Origin of the sequence: Hamadaea flava, assembly GCF_024172085.1 — a bacterium.
GTDB classification, from domain to species: Bacteria; Actinomycetota; Actinomycetes; order Mycobacteriales; family Micromonosporaceae; genus Hamadaea; species Hamadaea flava.
In genome coordinates this window covers 4655276-4670044 of record NZ_JAMZDZ010000001.1, presented here as the reverse complement: position 1 = coordinate 4670044, position 14769 = coordinate 4655276, and the positions used below count along the sequence as shown (strand labels likewise).

The following is a 14769-nucleotide window of genomic DNA, read 5'->3' as shown; positions in this document are numbered from 1 at the left end:
CCGCTGTGGAGTGGATCACCGCCTTCCTGACCGCGTTCATCTTGATCGTCCCGGTCGAGCTGCCGGACAAGACGTTCGTCGCGACCCTCGTCCTCAGTACGCGCTATCGCCCGCTCCCGGTCTGGCTCGGCGTGAGCGCCGCCTTCGCGGTGCAGTGCGCCGTCGCGGCCGGGGCCGGAGCACTGCTCGCGCGGTTGCCCAAGACTCCGGTGACGCTGTTCGCGGCGCTGATGTTCGCGATCGGAGCGGTGATCCTGTTCCGAGGCGCGCGGAAGGCGGACTCCGAGGAGGCCGAGGCCGAGGCGGAGTACTCGGAGAAGATCACCGCGCCCCGGACGGGCTGGCGGGCGGCGCTCGCGAGCTTCGCGGTGTTGTTCGCCGCCGAATGGGGTGACCTGTCGCAGCTGGCCACGGCCGCGCTGGTGGCCCGCGGCGGGCACGCCGTCGCCGTCGGGCTCGGCGCGTTCGTCGCCCTCGCGACGGTCGCCGGAGCCGCCGTCCTGCTCGGCCGCTGGCTCCTCAAGCGCGTACGCCTGAGTGTCATCCGTTACGTCGGCGCGAGCATCTGTGCGATCTTGGCCACACTCACGGTCGTCTCTCTCGTCTGAGCCCTCGGAAAGTACACCCGCCGAGGTGGGAGCGGGGTCGAACCCCGTCGTTAACGAACGGGTCGCCGTCAAGTCGCGGCATCCGGGCAGGTAGGCTGGGCCCAGCCCGCACGAGACTGGCAACGTCAAGGAGAACCCCGTGGCTCGCGTCGTGGTAGACGTCATGCTCAAGCCCGAAATTCTGGACCCGCAGGGGCAGGCGGTCGCCAACGCGCTGCCCCGCCTAGGCGTCAGCGACGTCGCCTCGGTACGCATCGGCCGGCGCGTGGAGATCGACTTCTCTGGTGAGGCCGACCTCGACCGGGCCAAGGAGATCGCCGACAAGCTGCTGGCGAACCCGGTGATCGAGGACTACACGGTCCGGGTCGAGCAGTGAAGATCGGTGTCGTGACCTTCCCCGGGTCACTCGATGACGGGGACGCGGCGCGCGCCGCGCGATTCGGCGGCGCCGAGGCCGTCCGCCTCTGGCACGCCGACCCGGATCTGCACGGCGTCGACGCCGTGGTGCTCCCGGGTGGCTTCTCTTACGGCGACTACCTGCGCTGCGGCGCGATCGCCCGGTTCGCCCCGGTGATGGAGGCCATCACGAAGGCGGCCGGCGACGGTCTGCCCGTGCTCGGCATCTGCAACGGCTTCCAGATCCTGTGCGAGGCGCACCTGCTGCCCGGCGCGCTGACCCGCAATCAGCACCTGCACTTCCGTAACCGCGACCAGCGGCTCAAGATCGAGAACACGCAGACCGCCTGGACCCGGGACTTCGCCGAGAGCCAGGAGATCGTCATCCCGGTCAAGAACGGCGAGGGCTGCTACGTGGGCTCCCCGGAACTGCTGGACTCGCTCGAGGCCAACGGCCAGATCGTCGCCCGCTACGTCGGCGAGAACCCGAACGGGTCGATGCGCGACATCGCGGCCGTCCGCAACGAAGCGGGCAACGTCGTCGGCATCATGCCGCACCCTGAGCACGCGATCGACCTGCTGACCGGTCCCTCCACCGACGGACTCGGCTTCTTCACCTCGGTGCTCAAGGCGTACGCGGCGGCGACTGTGCCCGCGGCGTACGCCCCGGCCGCCGTTCCCGGCGTGGGCCACGCGCCGGAGACCGATGAGGAGGTGGAGGCGTGACCTCCGTCGAGTTGGACTTCGACACCGTCGGCCACGCCGTCCAGACCCCGGACGAGGAGCAGCCGTACGCCGAGCTGGGCCTCCAGCAGGACGAGTACCAGCGGATCCGGCAGATCCTCGGGCGGCGCCCGACGCAGTCGGAGCTGGCGATGTACTCGATCATGTGGAGTGAGCACTGCTCCTACAAGTCGAGCAAGATCCACCTGAAGCAGTTCGTCGAGAAGAAGCCGGCCAGCGATCGGATGCTGGCGGGCATCGGGGAGAACGCGGGCGTCATCGCGATCACCGACAAGCTCGCCGTCACCTTCAAGGTCGAGTCGCACAACCACCCGTCCTACGTCGAGCCCTATCAGGGCGCGGCGACCGGTGTCGGCGGCATCGTCCGGGACATCCTCGCGATGGGCGCCCGGCCGCTCGCGGTCATGGACCCGCTGCGGTTCGGTGCGGCCGACCACCCCGACACCGCCCGGGTGCTGCCCGGCGTCGTCGCGGGCGTCGGCGGCTACGGCAACTGCCTGGGCCTGCCGAACATCGGCGGCGAGGTCGTGTTCGACCCGTCCTACCAGGGCAACCCGCTGGTCAACGCGCTCTGCGTGGGTGTGCTGCCGGCCGACCGGCTCCAGCGCAAGGAGGCCGACGGCCCCGGCAACATCGTCGTCCTGATGGGCGCGAAGACCGGCCGCGACGGCATCGGCGGCGTCTCCGTGCTGGCGAGCGCCACCTTCGACGAGGGCTCCGAGCAGCGGCGGCCGTCCGTCCAGGTGGGCGACCCGTTCACGGAGAAGCTGCTCATCGAGAGCTGCCTGGAGCTGTACAACTCCGACCTCATCGTCGGCGTGCAGGACCTCGGCGGCGCCGGCCTCACCTGTGCCCTCACCGAGACCAGCGCCTCGGCCGGCACCGGCATGGACATCCAGCTGGAGACGGTGCCGCTGCGGGAGCCGTCGATGACCCCGCACGAGATCCTCGCCAGCGAGTCGCAGGAGCGCATGCTGCTGGTCGTCGAGCCGGCCAAGCTCAACGCCGTCCTCGGCATCGCCCAGCTGTGGGGCGTCCTGGCCACCCCGATCGGCGTGGTCACCGCGCCGGAGCCGGGTGAGGCCGCCGGCCGGCTGCGCATCACCTGGCGCGGCGAGACCGTCGTGGACGTCCCACCGGGCAGCCTCGTGGACGACGGACCGGTTTACGCCCGGCCGCTGAAGGAGCCGAACGACCTGCCGTTGCTGCAGGCCGACCGGGCCGAGACGCTGCCGAAGCCGGCCACCGGCGACGACCTGCGCGCCACCGTGCTGCGGATGGTCGGGTCGCCGAACCTCTGCGACAAGAGCTGGGTGACCGAGCAGTACGACCGCTACGTGCTCGGCAACACCGTGCTCGCCCAGCCGGAGGACGCCGGCCTGATCCGGCTCGACGAGAGCACCGGTCTCGGTGTGGCGATCTCGCTCGACGGCAACTCCCGTTACGCCCGGCTCGACCCGTACGCGGGCGCGCAGCTGGCGCTGGCGGAGGCGTACCGGAACGTGGCGGTCACCGGGGCCGACCCGGTCGCGGTGACGAACTGCCTGAACTTCGGCTCGCCCGAGGATCCGGCGGTCATGTGGCAGTTCGCCGAGGCGGTACGCGGCCTCGCCGACGGCTGCCTCGAGCTCGGCATCCCGGTCACCGGCGGCAACGTCAGCTTCTACAACCAGACCGGGGCGGCCGCGATCCACCCGACGCCGATCGTGGGCGTACTCGGGGTGCATCAGGACGTGACGCAGCGGGTGCCGATGGGCTTCAGCAACGCCGGTGACGTGCTGTTCGTGCTGGGTGAGACGCGCAACGAGCTGTCCGGTTCCGAATGGGCCTGGGTCGAGCACCAGCACCTCGGCGGTACGCCGCCGCAGGTGGACCTGGCCGGTGAGCGCCGCCTGGGCGACGCGATCGGGCAGGCGGCCGAGAACGGGCTGATCCGCACCGCGCACGATCTCTCCGACGGCGGGCTCGCCCAGGCGCTGGCGGAGTCGTGCCTGCGCAAGGGCTTCGGCGCGACGGTCGAGCTGCCCGGCGAGTGGTCGACCGGCTCGCAGCCGTTCGTCTTCCTCTTCTCCGAGTCCACCGGCCGGGCGCTCGTCGCGGTGCCGCCGGGCCACGAGATGGCGTTCGTCGCGCTCTGCGAGGAGCGGCAGATCCCGCTGACCCGGCTGGGCACGGTGACCGGCGAGGGTGCGGCCCTGGAGGTGGCCGACCAGTTCACGCTGCCGCTCGACGAGCTGCGCGAGGCGTGGTCGGCGACGTTGCCGAAGCTGTTCGGCTCGACCATCGCCACGAACGTGGTCCAGGAGGACTGACCCGGATCGACGACGACAGCAGGGCGCCCGCCGGGTGTCCTGCTATCGGCTTTTAGCGGGAACGCTGGCTGCTTGGCCGATTCGTCGGCGTCCTCGATTTCCGTACCGTGACCGCGTGCGACTCCCGTTCCCGATCCTGCGTACGTCCGCGCTCGCGGGCGCCCTTGTGGTGACGCTGGTCGCGACCGGTGTCGATCATTCGTCGACCGAGTCCGTCTGGCTGAGCGGCGCGCAGACCGCCTCCGGCTACACAGCGGCGGCCGGTCAGGTCGGCGCGGGTCAAGGCCTCGCCGCCGCCGCGCCGGTGGGCACCGTCATCGAGGCGGCGGCCGGTGCCGGGCACGCCTTCGGCTGGCAGACCGCGGGGGGCAAAGGCTCGACGTCCCGGCTCTGGCGCAGCGCCGACGCCTCTTTCTCCTTCACTGGTACGCCGGAAGCGCTGACCGTGTCCGCGGCTGATTCGACGTCTTCGGGTCAGGTCACGTTCACGGCGCCGTCCGGGCGGGTGCTGGAGCCCGGCACTTTCGCCACCGGCGACGGGTCGGCGCTGGGCTGGTCGGACAAAGGCACGTGTTCGTCCGAGACGCATACCTTCACGATCACGTCGCTGATCTGGGCCGCCGACGGCACGACGCTGACCGGCCTCGACGCGACGTTCGCTGGTTCCTGCGGCACGTCGGCCAAAGGCCGGGTCCTGATCAACGTGGCGAGCCCTCCTGCTCCGGCGACGGCCACCGTCACGGTGACCTCGGTGCGGTATACGAAATTGGGGCTGCCCCAGAGAGCCGGCACGAAGTTGGCCGTCTCGGGCCGGGTGGAATGCGGCGGTGCGGCTAGGGTCACCCTGACCGGGCGCCTGCTCACCAGCCCACCGGTGGCGTTCACCGCGACCGTCGTCTGCGCCCCCGGAAAGACCGTCCTGTGGTCGGTCAACCCGATTTCGGTGCGGCAGATCAAGTCGGGGACCGCCGGTTACTGGGTGTCCGGGTCGGTCTTCGACAGCTACTACCAGTACGCCGGTGACGTGCTGACCAAGGACAAGACGGTCACCGTCCGGGCGGTCGCCGCACTGCCCCGAAAGTAGGAGTCCAGGGGTGTGGGCCGATCCTCTAGCATGCTGCAAGATTCCCTCTGACCTTTCGAGGAAGCATGCGTATTTTCCGGTCGCGCCTAACATCAGGGGCAGGCCTCGCTCTCAGTGTGGTCCTGGGCAGCGCCCTGCTCGCCGCGTCACCATCACCGGCCGATGCGGTGCCGGAGACCCCGGGAAGCTTCCAGATCGCCGGTAACACCGCGGCCGGACGGCACGGGGCGTACCTGACCACCGCGGCAGGTACTCAGGTCGCGATCGACACCAGGGCGTACTCGGCCTCCGAGCACAACGTGACCATCTACGTGTCCAGTCCGGCCGCTGGTGCGTGGACGGTTTGGCTGCGCGGGCCGAACGGTGGCGGCGACCTCACTGTGGGCACGTATCAGAACGACGGCTATTTCCCGTCCGCTCCGGTGAATCCCGGATTGGGGATCCTCGGGCCGGATGGCGGGGACTCGCTTTCCCGCCTGCCGAGTTGGTTCACGGTCAACCGGATCGACATCGCGGCCGACCACACCGTCCAGGCGATCGATGTGACCTTCGTGAACTACTCCGCGGGCGGCCTGGCCGACTACGGCCGCCTCGTCGTCAATTACGACCCGGTTCCGGCGCAGGTTCGGGCCGTGGGGGCGGTCAGCTTGGACGTGACCGGGCGTGCCGCCGGGAGCGGCCTCTGGCGTACCGCGATCGGGAACTCGGTGTTCGCGTTCGTCTCACCGGACGGCGTCTACGCCGGCGGGACCGACGGTCTCGACGGCGGTGGAGTCAAATTCACCCCGGCGACCGGCAAGACGCTCGGCGTCGGCACCTACAAGTCGGGCGACGGTTCCGCCTTCGCCTGGTCCGGGAGAACTTCGGCCTGCAACACGGTGCAGACCTACGAGTTCACCGTCAGCCGGCTCACGTTCGCGGCGGACGGTTCGATCGACGTGCTGGACGCGTTCTATGCCGGGCAGTGCGACACGTCCACTGCCCAGGGTCGCGTTCTGATCGGCGTCTCAGCTGCTCCGGCGATGGCGACGGCGACCGTGAGGTACACCTCGGCCCAGCTCGGGCGGGGCAAGAACGGGATGTCGATCGTGCGGCTCGGCGGCACCGTCACCTGTGGCGCCACGACTACGGTGCACATCACCGGCGGCACCGAGGTCCAGCTTTCGAGCTCCAGGTCAGCCAGCGGCTCGTTCCAGACCATCACGGTCCCCGACTGCCGTCCCGATGTGGCGACCGCCTGGACGGCGACGGTGACGATCGCGGGGAGCGTCGTCGCGACGTCGGAGGCGTCGACCTGGGCGAGTTACGCGCTCGTCGACCCGTTCTACCGGTACACGGTAGGGAACGAGGCGGAATTCTCGCTGATCAAGCTGACTGCGGAGCCGCGGCTGCAGAGGCGCTGACCCATACCCCGGTACGCAGGAACTCCCGGATCGCCGCCTCATGGGGGGCCAGGTCGAGGCCGGCTTCGCGTACCCATGGGTCGGAGTAGTAGGTGTTGACGTAGCGTTCGCCGCCGTCGCAGAGCAACGTGACGACCGAGCCGCGTTCGCCTGCCGCCATCATGCCGGCGATCAGGCCGAACGCACCCCACAGGTTGGTCCCGGTGGAACCGCCGACGCGACGGCCGAGCAGCTCGGCGCCGACCCGCATGGCCGCGAGCGACGCGGCGTCCGGTACGGCGATCATCCGGTCGACGACCGACGGTTGGAACGACGGCTCGACTCGGGGGCGGCCGATGCCTTCGATGCGGGAGCCTCGCCCGGTCGTGGTCGTCCAGTCGGACTGTTTCCAGGCGGGGTAGAACGCCGAGTTCTCCGGATCGACGACGCAGACCTTGGTGCAGTGCTGCTGATAGCGGACGTACCGGCCGATCGTGGCGGAGGTGCCGCCGGTGCCAGCCCCGACGACGACCCAGGCCGGTACGGGGTGGGCTTCCCGCTCCATCTGCTGGTAGATCGACTCGGCGATGTTGTTGTTGCCGCGCCAGTCGGTAGCGCGCTCGGCGTAGGTGAACTGGTCCATGTAGTGACCGTCGCGGGCCTCGGCCAGCCGGCGCGCTTCCGTCACCACCTGCGCCGGGTCGTCCACGAGGTGGCACTGGCCGCCCTGGAACTCGATCAGCGAGATCTTCTCCTTGCTGGTCGAGGCGGGCATCACCGCGACGAACGGCAGACCGAGCATCCGCGCGAAGTACGCCTCGCTCACCGCCGTCGAGCCGGAGGAGGCTTCGACGATGGTGGTGTCCGGGCGGATCCAGCCGTTGCAGAGGGCGTAGAGGAAAAGCGATCGGGCCAGCCGGTGTTTGAGCGACCCCGTCGGGTGCACCGATTCGTCTTTCAAGTAGAGGTCGACGCCCCATGTCGGCGGGAGCGGGAAGGGCAGCAGATGCGTGTCGGCGGACCTGTTCGCGTCGGCCGCGACCTTGCCGATCGCGTCTGTCACCCACGCGCGGTCGCTGTCACAACAACGGTCTAGCTGCTCCATCTCGCCACCCTATCCACCTTGTGACCATGGTGACGATTCCTGCGTAACTCCCACCGAACTAGCCTGGCATGCGGCAATATACGAATGAGGTTCGCAAATAGTACAAGACAATTGCGGCGAACCTGACGAATCCGCAGTTTCAGGGATAACTATCTCTGACGGTGCTCTAATGGACTTACGTCCACACGGGGCCGAGTCCATCGGGCTGGATCCATGGAGGCTCCGTTGACGCTAGGAGGTGGGTGTTGGACACGGGAGATCGCCTGCTGACACCGGGTGAGGTGGCGGCATTGTTCCGGGTGGACCCGAAGACGGTGACGCGCTGGGCCGCCGCCGGGCGGATCGGCAGCATCCGGACTCCGGGTGGTCACCGCAGGTTCCGGGAGTCTGAGGTGCGCGCCCTCCTCGAAGGCGAGGGCGAGTTCGCCGAGGCCGCCGGGACGGCGGGTGCCGGCGGCCACCCAGCGGACACCTACGAACGGCGTCCGTCCTACTGATCGGGGTGTGGCCCAGGGTTTCCATAGTGGAAAGTCCACTGTGGCGAGGGTGCCTGGTCGCTTGGTGCACAGTCGATCGAGGCTGACACCGCGAGCGGGCACCCTCGTCGGCCCGGGTCCCTGTGGCGGCTTACGGAGTCGTAGGCTGTCGCGGACGAAACCCAATCAGACGAGAACGGGTGGTGAAGGTCGCGCCATGCCCGCGAACCGTCGAGCCGCCCAACTTCAAGAGGCCACCTGCGACGCGATCATCGACGCGGTCCGCCGGCATCTGCCGAAGAGCGCGTACCGCGAGTTCACGCTCTGGGCCTTCTCCCCGAGCAATCCGCGTCGGCATGAGTATCTTCAGGTCACCGGTCTGACGCAGCTCGTCACGATGAACGTGACCCTGGTCGGCGGCCTTGTCGACGCCGACGGCTGGCCGGTCGTCGAGCGCAAGCTCGCGCTGATGAACGCGTACCAGTATTTCGAGACGATCGCCGACAACGTCGCGATGGGGCTCGGTGCGCCCGCGCTCTCCGATTCCGGGCGAGAACGGCTCGAGCTGGTCACCGCCGTCAACCGCGCCATGATCCAAGTGCTCTCCTCGGGCCGCAGTACGCCCGGCGTACTGCTGCTCAGCGGGCACCCGCAACGCATCGCGCGCCGAGCCTCCGCCTTCGACCTCAGCCTGGCCGCGGTGAAGCACGCGGGGATCGCCGAGGAATACGCCCGCCACCGGTCGGGCGGTGCCACTCGGGCCGAAGCGCCGTCCGGCGAGCCGGTGCCCGAAGGAGCCGGAGACGGCGTGGGCGAGGTGCTGAACGTGCCGGACGAGGTCGAGTTCGGGCTCTGGGGCGCACTCGTGGCCGACCTGGAGACCTGCCGGGACGTCGCCGACATGATGGACGCCAGCCCGGTCGGCGAACTGGTCCGCGACGGGCTCATGAACCGGTACCGGGCGGTCGATCGGACGCTGCGCGCCCCGAATCTGGCCCGGATGGAGCTGGCGGCGCTCGGCGCTCACTCGATCCTGGTCGCGCCGACCCTTGCGTACGGCATCGGAGCCCTCGCGGAGGCCGTGCAGGTGGACGGCGCGTTGCCCGCGGTGGTCTCCGACGGTCTGCTGACGGACGTCCTGTTCGACGCGGCCCTGTTGGTACGCCTGCAGAACGACGTCGGCTCGCGCCTGCTCCGGATGGCCGGCGTGCAACAGGCGGCGTTGGTCCACCGGCTGACCCGGCGCGCAGTCGAGCGGCGTAAGACGATGGCCGGCGACGCGCTCGCGTTGCTGGTCGAGGAGGCGCAGACGGAGGCGGCGCTGACCCGGCTGCACAAGGACATCGTCAACGAAGAGGTCAACGTGGCGCTCTGGCACGCGCGCCGGGCGGTCGACGCCGACGGCGCGCTCAGGGCCTTCGGGGAAAGCCTGGGATATCTCACCGATCTGTACACGCAGCATTACGGGCGGCTGACCGCCGGGCTGTCGACGCTGGACGAGCGGCTCGGCGACCGCCGGGTGAGCACGGTCATCGAGCGATTCGTGAAGTTCCACGAGCGGATGTACGCCCACCGCTACACCGAGAAATACGGCGAGTACGCGATCTAGAAGACCTTCGGCAGCTGGCCGAAGTAGTACCTCGCGACCGCCTTCAGCAGCGGCCGGAAGAGCGGCCCGAAGAACTTGAAGTGGCCCGCCCCGGCGACCTCGGCCCGCATCGCGAACCGCGTCCCGCCCGACCCGGACGGCGTGAACTCGTACACCGCGGTGAACGGGGTCAGCGATTTGGTGGTTCGCAGCACGATCCGGCGCGGCGGCTGGTGCTCGTCGACGGTGAAGCGGTTGTAGAAAGGCAGTCCCAGCAAGCGGCCGCGTTGCTCGTACTCGGTGCCGACGCCGCCGTCCCCGCCGAGCAGCTTCACCTCGCGTACGCCCCGCCACCAGCGGATATCGTTGCGGGGATCGGAGACGAGCGCGAAGACCTCCTCGATCGGGCGGCCGACATCGACGCTGGTCTCCACCACGAACATGACCTTGACGCTAGGCCGGGCGCAGAACCAGGTCAACGGTCGTTAGGCTGGAATCGTGCGGCGAGAACCGTGGATCGTGGGGGTGTCCGGCGCGTCGGGTACGCCCTACGCCGCCGCCGTTCTGCGCGGTCTCATCGACGCCGGGGAACCGGTGGATCTCGTGGTCTCCCGGGCCGCTCGGCTGACCCTGCTCGACGAGACCGGCCGGTCCTTTCGCGACGCGCACTGGGCGGCCGATCTCGGTGACTGGCTGGGTGTCGGGCTCGACGATGTAGACGTCCGGTACTGGCCGGCCGGTGATCTCGCGGCCGGCCCGAGCAGCGGCTCCTATCCGGCCCGCGGCATGATCGTCGTCCCCGCCTCGACGGCGGCCTGCGCGGGGATCGCCCTGGGCCTGTCGAAGGACCTGCTCCAACGCGCGGCCGAGGTGAACCTCAAGGAGCGCCGCCGCGTGGTGATCGTGCCGCGGGAGACCCCGGTGACCCGTTCGCATCTGCTGCATCTGGTCGAGCTGATCGACGCCGGGGCCGTCGTCCTCCCGGCCAGCCCGGGGTTCTACGGTTCCGGCGCGGACGCCACGGCTCAGCAGCTCATCGACTTCGTCGCGGGCAAGGTGCTCGACGCCGCGGGCGTCAAGCACACGCTGCTCACCCGGTGGACCGGCGAGCTGGGCGCCCGCTGACCTGGTACTGCGAGGTCAGAGCAGGGCGACGACGGCGAAGGCGAAGAGTGCGATCCCGACGAAGCCGTTCGACGTGAAGAACGCCCGGTTCACCTTGGACAGATCCGTCGGCGTCACGATGACGTGCTGGTACGCGAACGCGATCGCGGTCAGGGCGAGCCCGACCCACCAGGGCCAGCCGAAGCCGACCCAGAAGCCGAAGATCACGAAGAGCGCGAACGTCACCAGGTGGGTCACCGTGGAGATCCGGAGCGCGGCGGCCACCCCATAGCGGGCCGGCACACTGCGTACGCCGATCTGCCGGTCGACCTCCGCGTCCTGGCAGGCGTAGATGAGGTCGAAGCCGCCGATCCAAAGACCCACCGCCGCGCCGAGCAGCCAGGCCGGGCCGCTGCCCGCGAAGGTGCCCGTCACGGCGAGCCAGCCGCCGACCGGTCCGACCGCCTGGGCGATCGCCAGCACGGCGTGCGGCCAGTCGGTGAAGCGCTTGGCGTACGGGTAGAGGACGAGCGGGATCACCGCGAGCGGCGACAGGACCAGGCACAGGGGGTTGAGCGCGGCGGCCGCGCCCAGGAAGACGATCAGGGCGACGATCGCGCCGGTCCAGGCGTTGCGGACGCTCACCGCGCCGGTCACCAGCTCGCGCTGAGCGGTACGCGGATTGCGCGCGTCGATGTGCCGGTCGATGATCCGGTTGGCCGCCATGGCGAAGGTACGCGCGCCGACCATCGCGATCGTGATGAGTACCAGGGTCAACCAGCTGAACTGGTCGAACCGGCTCATCGCGGTGAGCGCCGACAGGTACGCGAAGGGCAGGGCGAAGACGGAGTGCTCGATCGCGACGAGCCGCAGGAACGCCTTCACAGGCCGTACTCCTTCCAGCGCTTGGTGACCTTGTCGACGACGTCCGGCGACATGACCGCCTCGGCCGGCCAGCCGCGGTGGTAGCCCTCGCTCGGCAGTTTGCGGGTGGCGTCGACGCCGGCCTTGCCGCCCCAGAACTGCTGGTACGAGGCGTGATCGAGGTGATCCACCGGGCCTTGGGTGACGACGAGGTCGTGCGCGTAGTCGACGTTGCCGAAGGCGCGGAACGCCACCTCATTGAGGTCCCGGGGATCGCAGTCGTCGTCGACCACCACGATCAGCTTCGTCAGCGACAGCAGGTGCGCCCCCCAGATCGCGTTCATCACCTTCTGCGCATGCTTGGGAAAGCGCTTGTTGATGGCCACGACCAGGCAGTTGTGGAAGACGCCCGGCTCCGGCATGTGGTAGTCCACGATGTCCGGTACCAGGATCTTGATGAGCGGCAGGAAGATGCGCTCGGTGGCGCGGCCGATCGGCCCGTCCTCCTGCGGCGGCTTGCTCGTGATGATCGAGTGGTAGACCGGATCGCGGCGCATCGTCATGGCTTCGACGTGCAGCACCGGGAACTGCTCGACCGGGGTGTAGAAACCGGTGTGGTCGCCGAACGGCCCTTCGGCGTGGCGCTCGCCCGGCTCGACGTAGCCCTCCAGGACGATCTGTGCCTGCGCGGGAACCTGCAACGGCACGGTCAGGCAGTCGACCAGCTCGACCCGTTCACCTCGGAGGAAACCGGCGAACAGGTATTCGTCGATGTCGGACGGAAGCGGGGCGGTGGCGGCGTAGGAGACGATCGGGTCGGAGCCGATCGCGATGGCCACCGGCAGCCGCTGGCCGAGCCGCTCGGCGACGGCGTGGTGTGCGGTCGAGTCCTTGTGGATCTGCCAATGCATGCCCAGCGTGTTGCGGGAGTGCTGCTGCAGCCGATAAAGGCCGAGGTTGCGCTTGCCGGTCTCCGGGTGCTTGGTGTGGGTGAGCCCGTAGTTGTGGAAGATCCCGCCGTCGTCGGGCCAGGTGACCAGGCCCGGCAGCAGGTTCAGGTCCACGTCCGGTCCCTTGAGGACGACCTCTTGGCACGGCGCCGACTTGACCTTCTTCGGCGGTACGCTCTTGAGCTGCATCACCTTGCCGAGACCGTCCATGATCCCGGAGAAGCCCTGCGGCAGCTCGGGTTTGGCCAGCTCGCCGATCCGGGCGCCGATCTCGTCGAAGTCGGTGACGCCGAGGGCCATCGCCATCCGGCGGTCGCTGCCGAAGAGGTTGATCGCGACCGGCATGTCACCGCGCGTCGGGCGTTCGAAGAGGAGCGCTGGACCCTTGGCCCGGACGGTGCGGGTGACGATTTCGCTGATCTCCAGGGTGGGGTCCACCGGGACGGTCACCCGGTGCAACTCCCCGGCCTTCTCCAGAGCGGCGAGGAACTCGCGCAGGTCGGTGAAGGGGAAGCGCGGTGCGGCCATGGCGCAATCCTGCCACCACCGCCACGGCTAGCCGCAGTCGCCCGCCGACCACGTGTCGAACCGTGTCGTCCAGTCGACGCAGTACCCCGCCGACCCGTCGCCCGTGGTGGACGGCACGCGGTCGGCCCGCCAGAACTGGGCCTGCCCACCGGGAGTCGACTTGACCTGCACGTTGTCGAAGGCGATCGGCGGCACCGAGTAGCTCGCCGGGTTCTGGGCGTCGGAGTAGACCTCCACGTACTGCTCGACCTGCGCCGACGAGGTCAACGGCAGGCGCTGCGAGGCGAGCAGGTGCCACTTGTCGCCCCACCACAGCCAGGCCCGCCACTCGTTGGCGAGCTGGCCGGAGTCCGGTCCCGACTCCAGGTAGATCCAGATCTGGTCACCGCTGTGGATCTTGTAGTCCTCGAAGAACGTCCACGAGTTGCGGTTCGTGTCGTAGGTGTAGATCCGCTGACGGCCGCCTCCGCTCCAGCCGGTCTCCGCCCAACCCGCCTCCAGCCAGGTCGTATGTCCGTCCCCGGCGTCCCGGCGAGCCATGAACCGGGCGGCGGTGAAGTCCAGCGTGTCTTTGCGAACCGCCGCGTCGCGTACGCCGATGCGGCCCAGCACGCCGGACCAGGAGCCGGCGCTGGTCGCCCCGAGATGGCTGTACGAACCCGGGCTCCGGAGACCGGCCGGCAGCGGCGTCGCGCGTACGTGCTGGACGCTGGTGGGCCGAGCTCGGCAGGCGTCGCGCGTCAGGCTGGGCGGCTCGGCCGGTGGGCTGTCCGGCGCCGGTTGCCCCGGCCGGCAGAGCGGCAGGCGGGCCGCCGGGTCGTCGTCGAACGCGGCCCAGCCCGAGGTGGCGATCAGGACAGCGACCAGGGCGATTCGAGGCAGCCAGCGCAACGTCACAACCCGAGCAACTCGGCCGTGACAGCCCCGGTGACGGTCACCCACACTGACAGCATCGAGTGACGGCAGATCTTGCTATCATTCTGTGCATGGCCACCATGACAGTACGCGTACCCGACGAGCTGGGCGCGACCCTGCGCGACGAGGCCGAGTCCGTCGGGATCTCGGTCAACCAGGCCGTCGTCACCGCGATCGACGAATGGCTGGCCCGCCGGGCGGACGAGCGCGCCGACGACGTCTTCCGGACCATCGCCGCCGAACGCGCCGACCTGCTGCACCGGCTGGGCACCGCCTGATGGTGGTCGTCTACCTGACCGTCGAGCAGGTGGCCGGGGGCGCCCGGCACATCATCGGCGCGCACGCAGTCCTCCGCGACCCCGGGCTCCTGGCGTCGGCCGTCTTCCGGCCTCGAACGGAGGTCTTCGGCGTCGAGGCGTACCCGACGCTGCTGGGCAAGGCGGCCGCGCTGCTGCACTCGCTGGTCAGCAACCACCCGTACGTCGACGGCAACAAGCGCATGGGCTGGGCCGCCGCCGAAGCCTTCCTCCGGCTCAACGGGATGGTCTTCACCGGCCGCGACGATCCGGCCTTCGAGCTGGTCATGGACGTCGCCAAGGGCGGGATGGAGGTCCCCGAGATCGCCGAGCGCCTCGGCGCCCTGTTCAGTCCCGCATAATCGCCCCCGAAGACGCCGCTGGATCAGGGTTCTGTGTCGAATCTTGAGCCAAGAT

General features: G+C 69.4%; 16 protein-coding genes. 11 read left to right on the top strand and 5 right to left on the bottom strand.

Features of this window, described 5'->3' with window-relative positions; genetic code table 11:
- Positions 1-5: 5 nt before the first annotated feature.
- From HDA40_RS22090 to HDA40_RS22065, 6 genes are all read left to right on the top strand, one after another.
- Positions 6-608 carry a TMEM165/GDT1 family protein gene (locus HDA40_RS22090; protein WP_253758911.1) on the top strand — a complete coding sequence of 201 codons (603 nt, stop codon included), beginning with the start codon at positions 6-8 and terminating at the stop codon, positions 606-608.
- Between the two features lie 139 nt (positions 609-747).
- Positions 748-984, top strand: coding sequence for a phosphoribosylformylglycinamidine synthase subunit PurS (gene purS, locus HDA40_RS22085; protein ID WP_253758909.1), 237 nt, complete (start codon positions 748-750; stop codon positions 982-984).
- Positions 981-1730, top strand: a complete 750-nt coding sequence (purQ, locus tag HDA40_RS22080) for a phosphoribosylformylglycinamidine synthase subunit PurQ (protein ID WP_253758907.1) — start codon at positions 981-983, stop codon at positions 1728-1730. Before purS ends, purQ begins: the two co-directional genes overlap by 4 nt.
- The gene (purL, locus tag HDA40_RS22075; RefSeq protein ID WP_253758905.1) at positions 1727-4060 is read left to right on the top strand and encodes a phosphoribosylformylglycinamidine synthase subunit PurL; all 2334 of its coding nucleotides are present in this window, start codon (positions 1727-1729) and stop codon (positions 4058-4060) included. The genes purQ and purL overlap by 4 nt, the downstream gene beginning before the upstream one ends.
- 115 nt (positions 4061-4175) lie before the next feature.
- Positions 4176-5144 (top strand): hypothetical protein, encoded by a 969-nt coding sequence (locus tag HDA40_RS22070; RefSeq protein ID WP_253758903.1) that lies wholly within the window; start codon positions 4176-4178, stop codon positions 5142-5144.
- A 116-nt stretch (positions 5145-5260) separates the two neighbouring features.
- Positions 5261-6547 (top strand): hypothetical protein, encoded by a 1287-nt coding sequence (locus HDA40_RS22065; protein WP_253758901.1) that lies wholly within the window; start codon positions 5261-5263, stop codon positions 6545-6547.
- Here HDA40_RS22065 and cds1 read toward each other — a convergent pair.
- A complete protein-coding gene (gene cds1, locus HDA40_RS22060) occupies positions 6510-7631 on the bottom strand; it encodes an L-cysteine desulfhydrase Cds1 (protein WP_253758899.1) in 1122 nt (373 codons plus the stop codon). The genes HDA40_RS22065 and cds1 overlap by 38 nt on opposite strands.
- A 245-nt stretch (positions 7632-7876) precedes the next feature.
- On the opposite strand from cds1, the gene HDA40_RS22055 reads away from it, so the two are divergent.
- Complete coding sequence (locus tag HDA40_RS22055; RefSeq protein ID WP_308197736.1) at positions 7877-8128, top strand: BldC family transcriptional regulator; 252 nt, start codon at positions 7877-7879, stop codon at positions 8126-8128.
- 196 nt (positions 8129-8324) lie between these two features.
- Positions 8325-9716, top strand: coding sequence for a hypothetical protein (locus HDA40_RS22050; RefSeq protein WP_253758897.1), 1392 nt, complete (start codon positions 8325-8327; stop codon positions 9714-9716).
- On the opposite strand, the gene HDA40_RS22045 is transcribed toward HDA40_RS22050, so the two are convergent.
- Positions 9713-10138 (bottom strand): SRPBCC family protein, encoded by a 426-nt coding sequence (locus HDA40_RS22045; protein WP_253758895.1) that lies wholly within the window; start codon positions 10136-10138, stop codon positions 9713-9715. The genes HDA40_RS22050 and HDA40_RS22045 overlap by 4 nt on opposite strands.
- 55 nt (positions 10139-10193) lie before the next feature.
- Between HDA40_RS22045 and HDA40_RS22040 the strand changes: the two genes are divergently transcribed.
- Positions 10194-10820: a UbiX family flavin prenyltransferase gene (locus tag HDA40_RS22040; RefSeq protein ID WP_253758893.1), complete on the top strand. Its 627-nt coding sequence runs from the start codon at positions 10194-10196 to the stop codon at positions 10818-10820.
- A gap of 15 nt (positions 10821-10835) precedes the next feature.
- On the opposite strand, the gene mqnP is transcribed toward HDA40_RS22040, so the two are convergent.
- Genes mqnP through HDA40_RS22025 form a run of 3 tightly spaced genes read right to left on the bottom strand, consistent with a single transcriptional unit; the run spans position 10836 to position 14038 of the window.
- Entirely contained in the window at positions 10836-11684 is an 849-nt protein-coding gene (gene mqnP / locus HDA40_RS22035; protein WP_253758892.1) for a menaquinone biosynthesis prenyltransferase MqnP, read from the bottom strand.
- Entirely contained in the window at positions 11681-13141 is a 1461-nt protein-coding gene (locus tag HDA40_RS22030; RefSeq protein WP_253758890.1) for a menaquinone biosynthesis decarboxylase, read from the bottom strand. Before HDA40_RS22030 ends, mqnP begins: the two co-directional genes overlap by 4 nt.
- 27 nt (positions 13142-13168) lie before the next feature.
- On the bottom strand, positions 13169-14038 hold the full coding sequence (locus HDA40_RS22025; RefSeq protein WP_253758888.1) for a hypothetical protein: 870 nt from the start codon (positions 14036-14038) through the stop codon (positions 13169-13171).
- Positions 14039-14127: 89 nt separating this feature from the next.
- On the opposite strand from HDA40_RS22025, the gene HDA40_RS22020 reads away from it, so the two are divergent.
- The gene (locus HDA40_RS22020) at positions 14128-14334 is read left to right on the top strand and encodes a toxin-antitoxin system HicB family antitoxin (RefSeq protein WP_253758886.1); all 207 of its coding nucleotides are present in this window, start codon (positions 14128-14130) and stop codon (positions 14332-14334) included.
- On the top strand, positions 14334-14714 hold the full coding sequence (locus HDA40_RS22015; protein ID WP_253758884.1) for a type II toxin-antitoxin system death-on-curing family toxin: 381 nt from the start codon (positions 14334-14336) through the stop codon (positions 14712-14714). Before HDA40_RS22020 ends, HDA40_RS22015 begins: the two co-directional genes overlap by 1 nt.
- Positions 14715-14769 lie beyond the last annotated feature (55 nt).

What these genes read in the sequence shown, in the direction of transcription:
- HDA40_RS22045 (WP_253758895.1), bottom strand. Translation starts at nt 10,138, where the DNA reads ATGTTCGTGGTGGAGACCAGCGTCGATGTCGGCCGCCCGATCGAGGAG.
- cds1 (WP_253758899.1), bottom strand. Translation starts at nt 7,631, where the DNA reads ATGGAGCAGCTAGACCGTTGTTGTGACAGCGACCGCGCGTGGGTGACA.
- HDA40_RS22015 (WP_253758884.1), top strand. Translation starts at nt 14,334, where the DNA reads ATGGTGGTCGTCTACCTGACCGTCGAGCAGGTGGCCGGGGGCGCCCGG.
- HDA40_RS22050 (WP_253758897.1), top strand. Translation starts at nt 8,325, where the DNA reads ATGCCCGCGAACCGTCGAGCCGCCCAACTTCAAGAGGCCACCTGCGAC.
- HDA40_RS22030 (WP_253758890.1), bottom strand. Translation starts at nt 13,141, where the DNA reads ATGGCCGCACCGCGCTTCCCCTTCACCGACCTGCGCGAGTTCCTCGCC.
- HDA40_RS22020 (WP_253758886.1), top strand. Translation starts at nt 14,128, where the DNA reads ATGGCCACCATGACAGTACGCGTACCCGACGAGCTGGGCGCGACCCTG.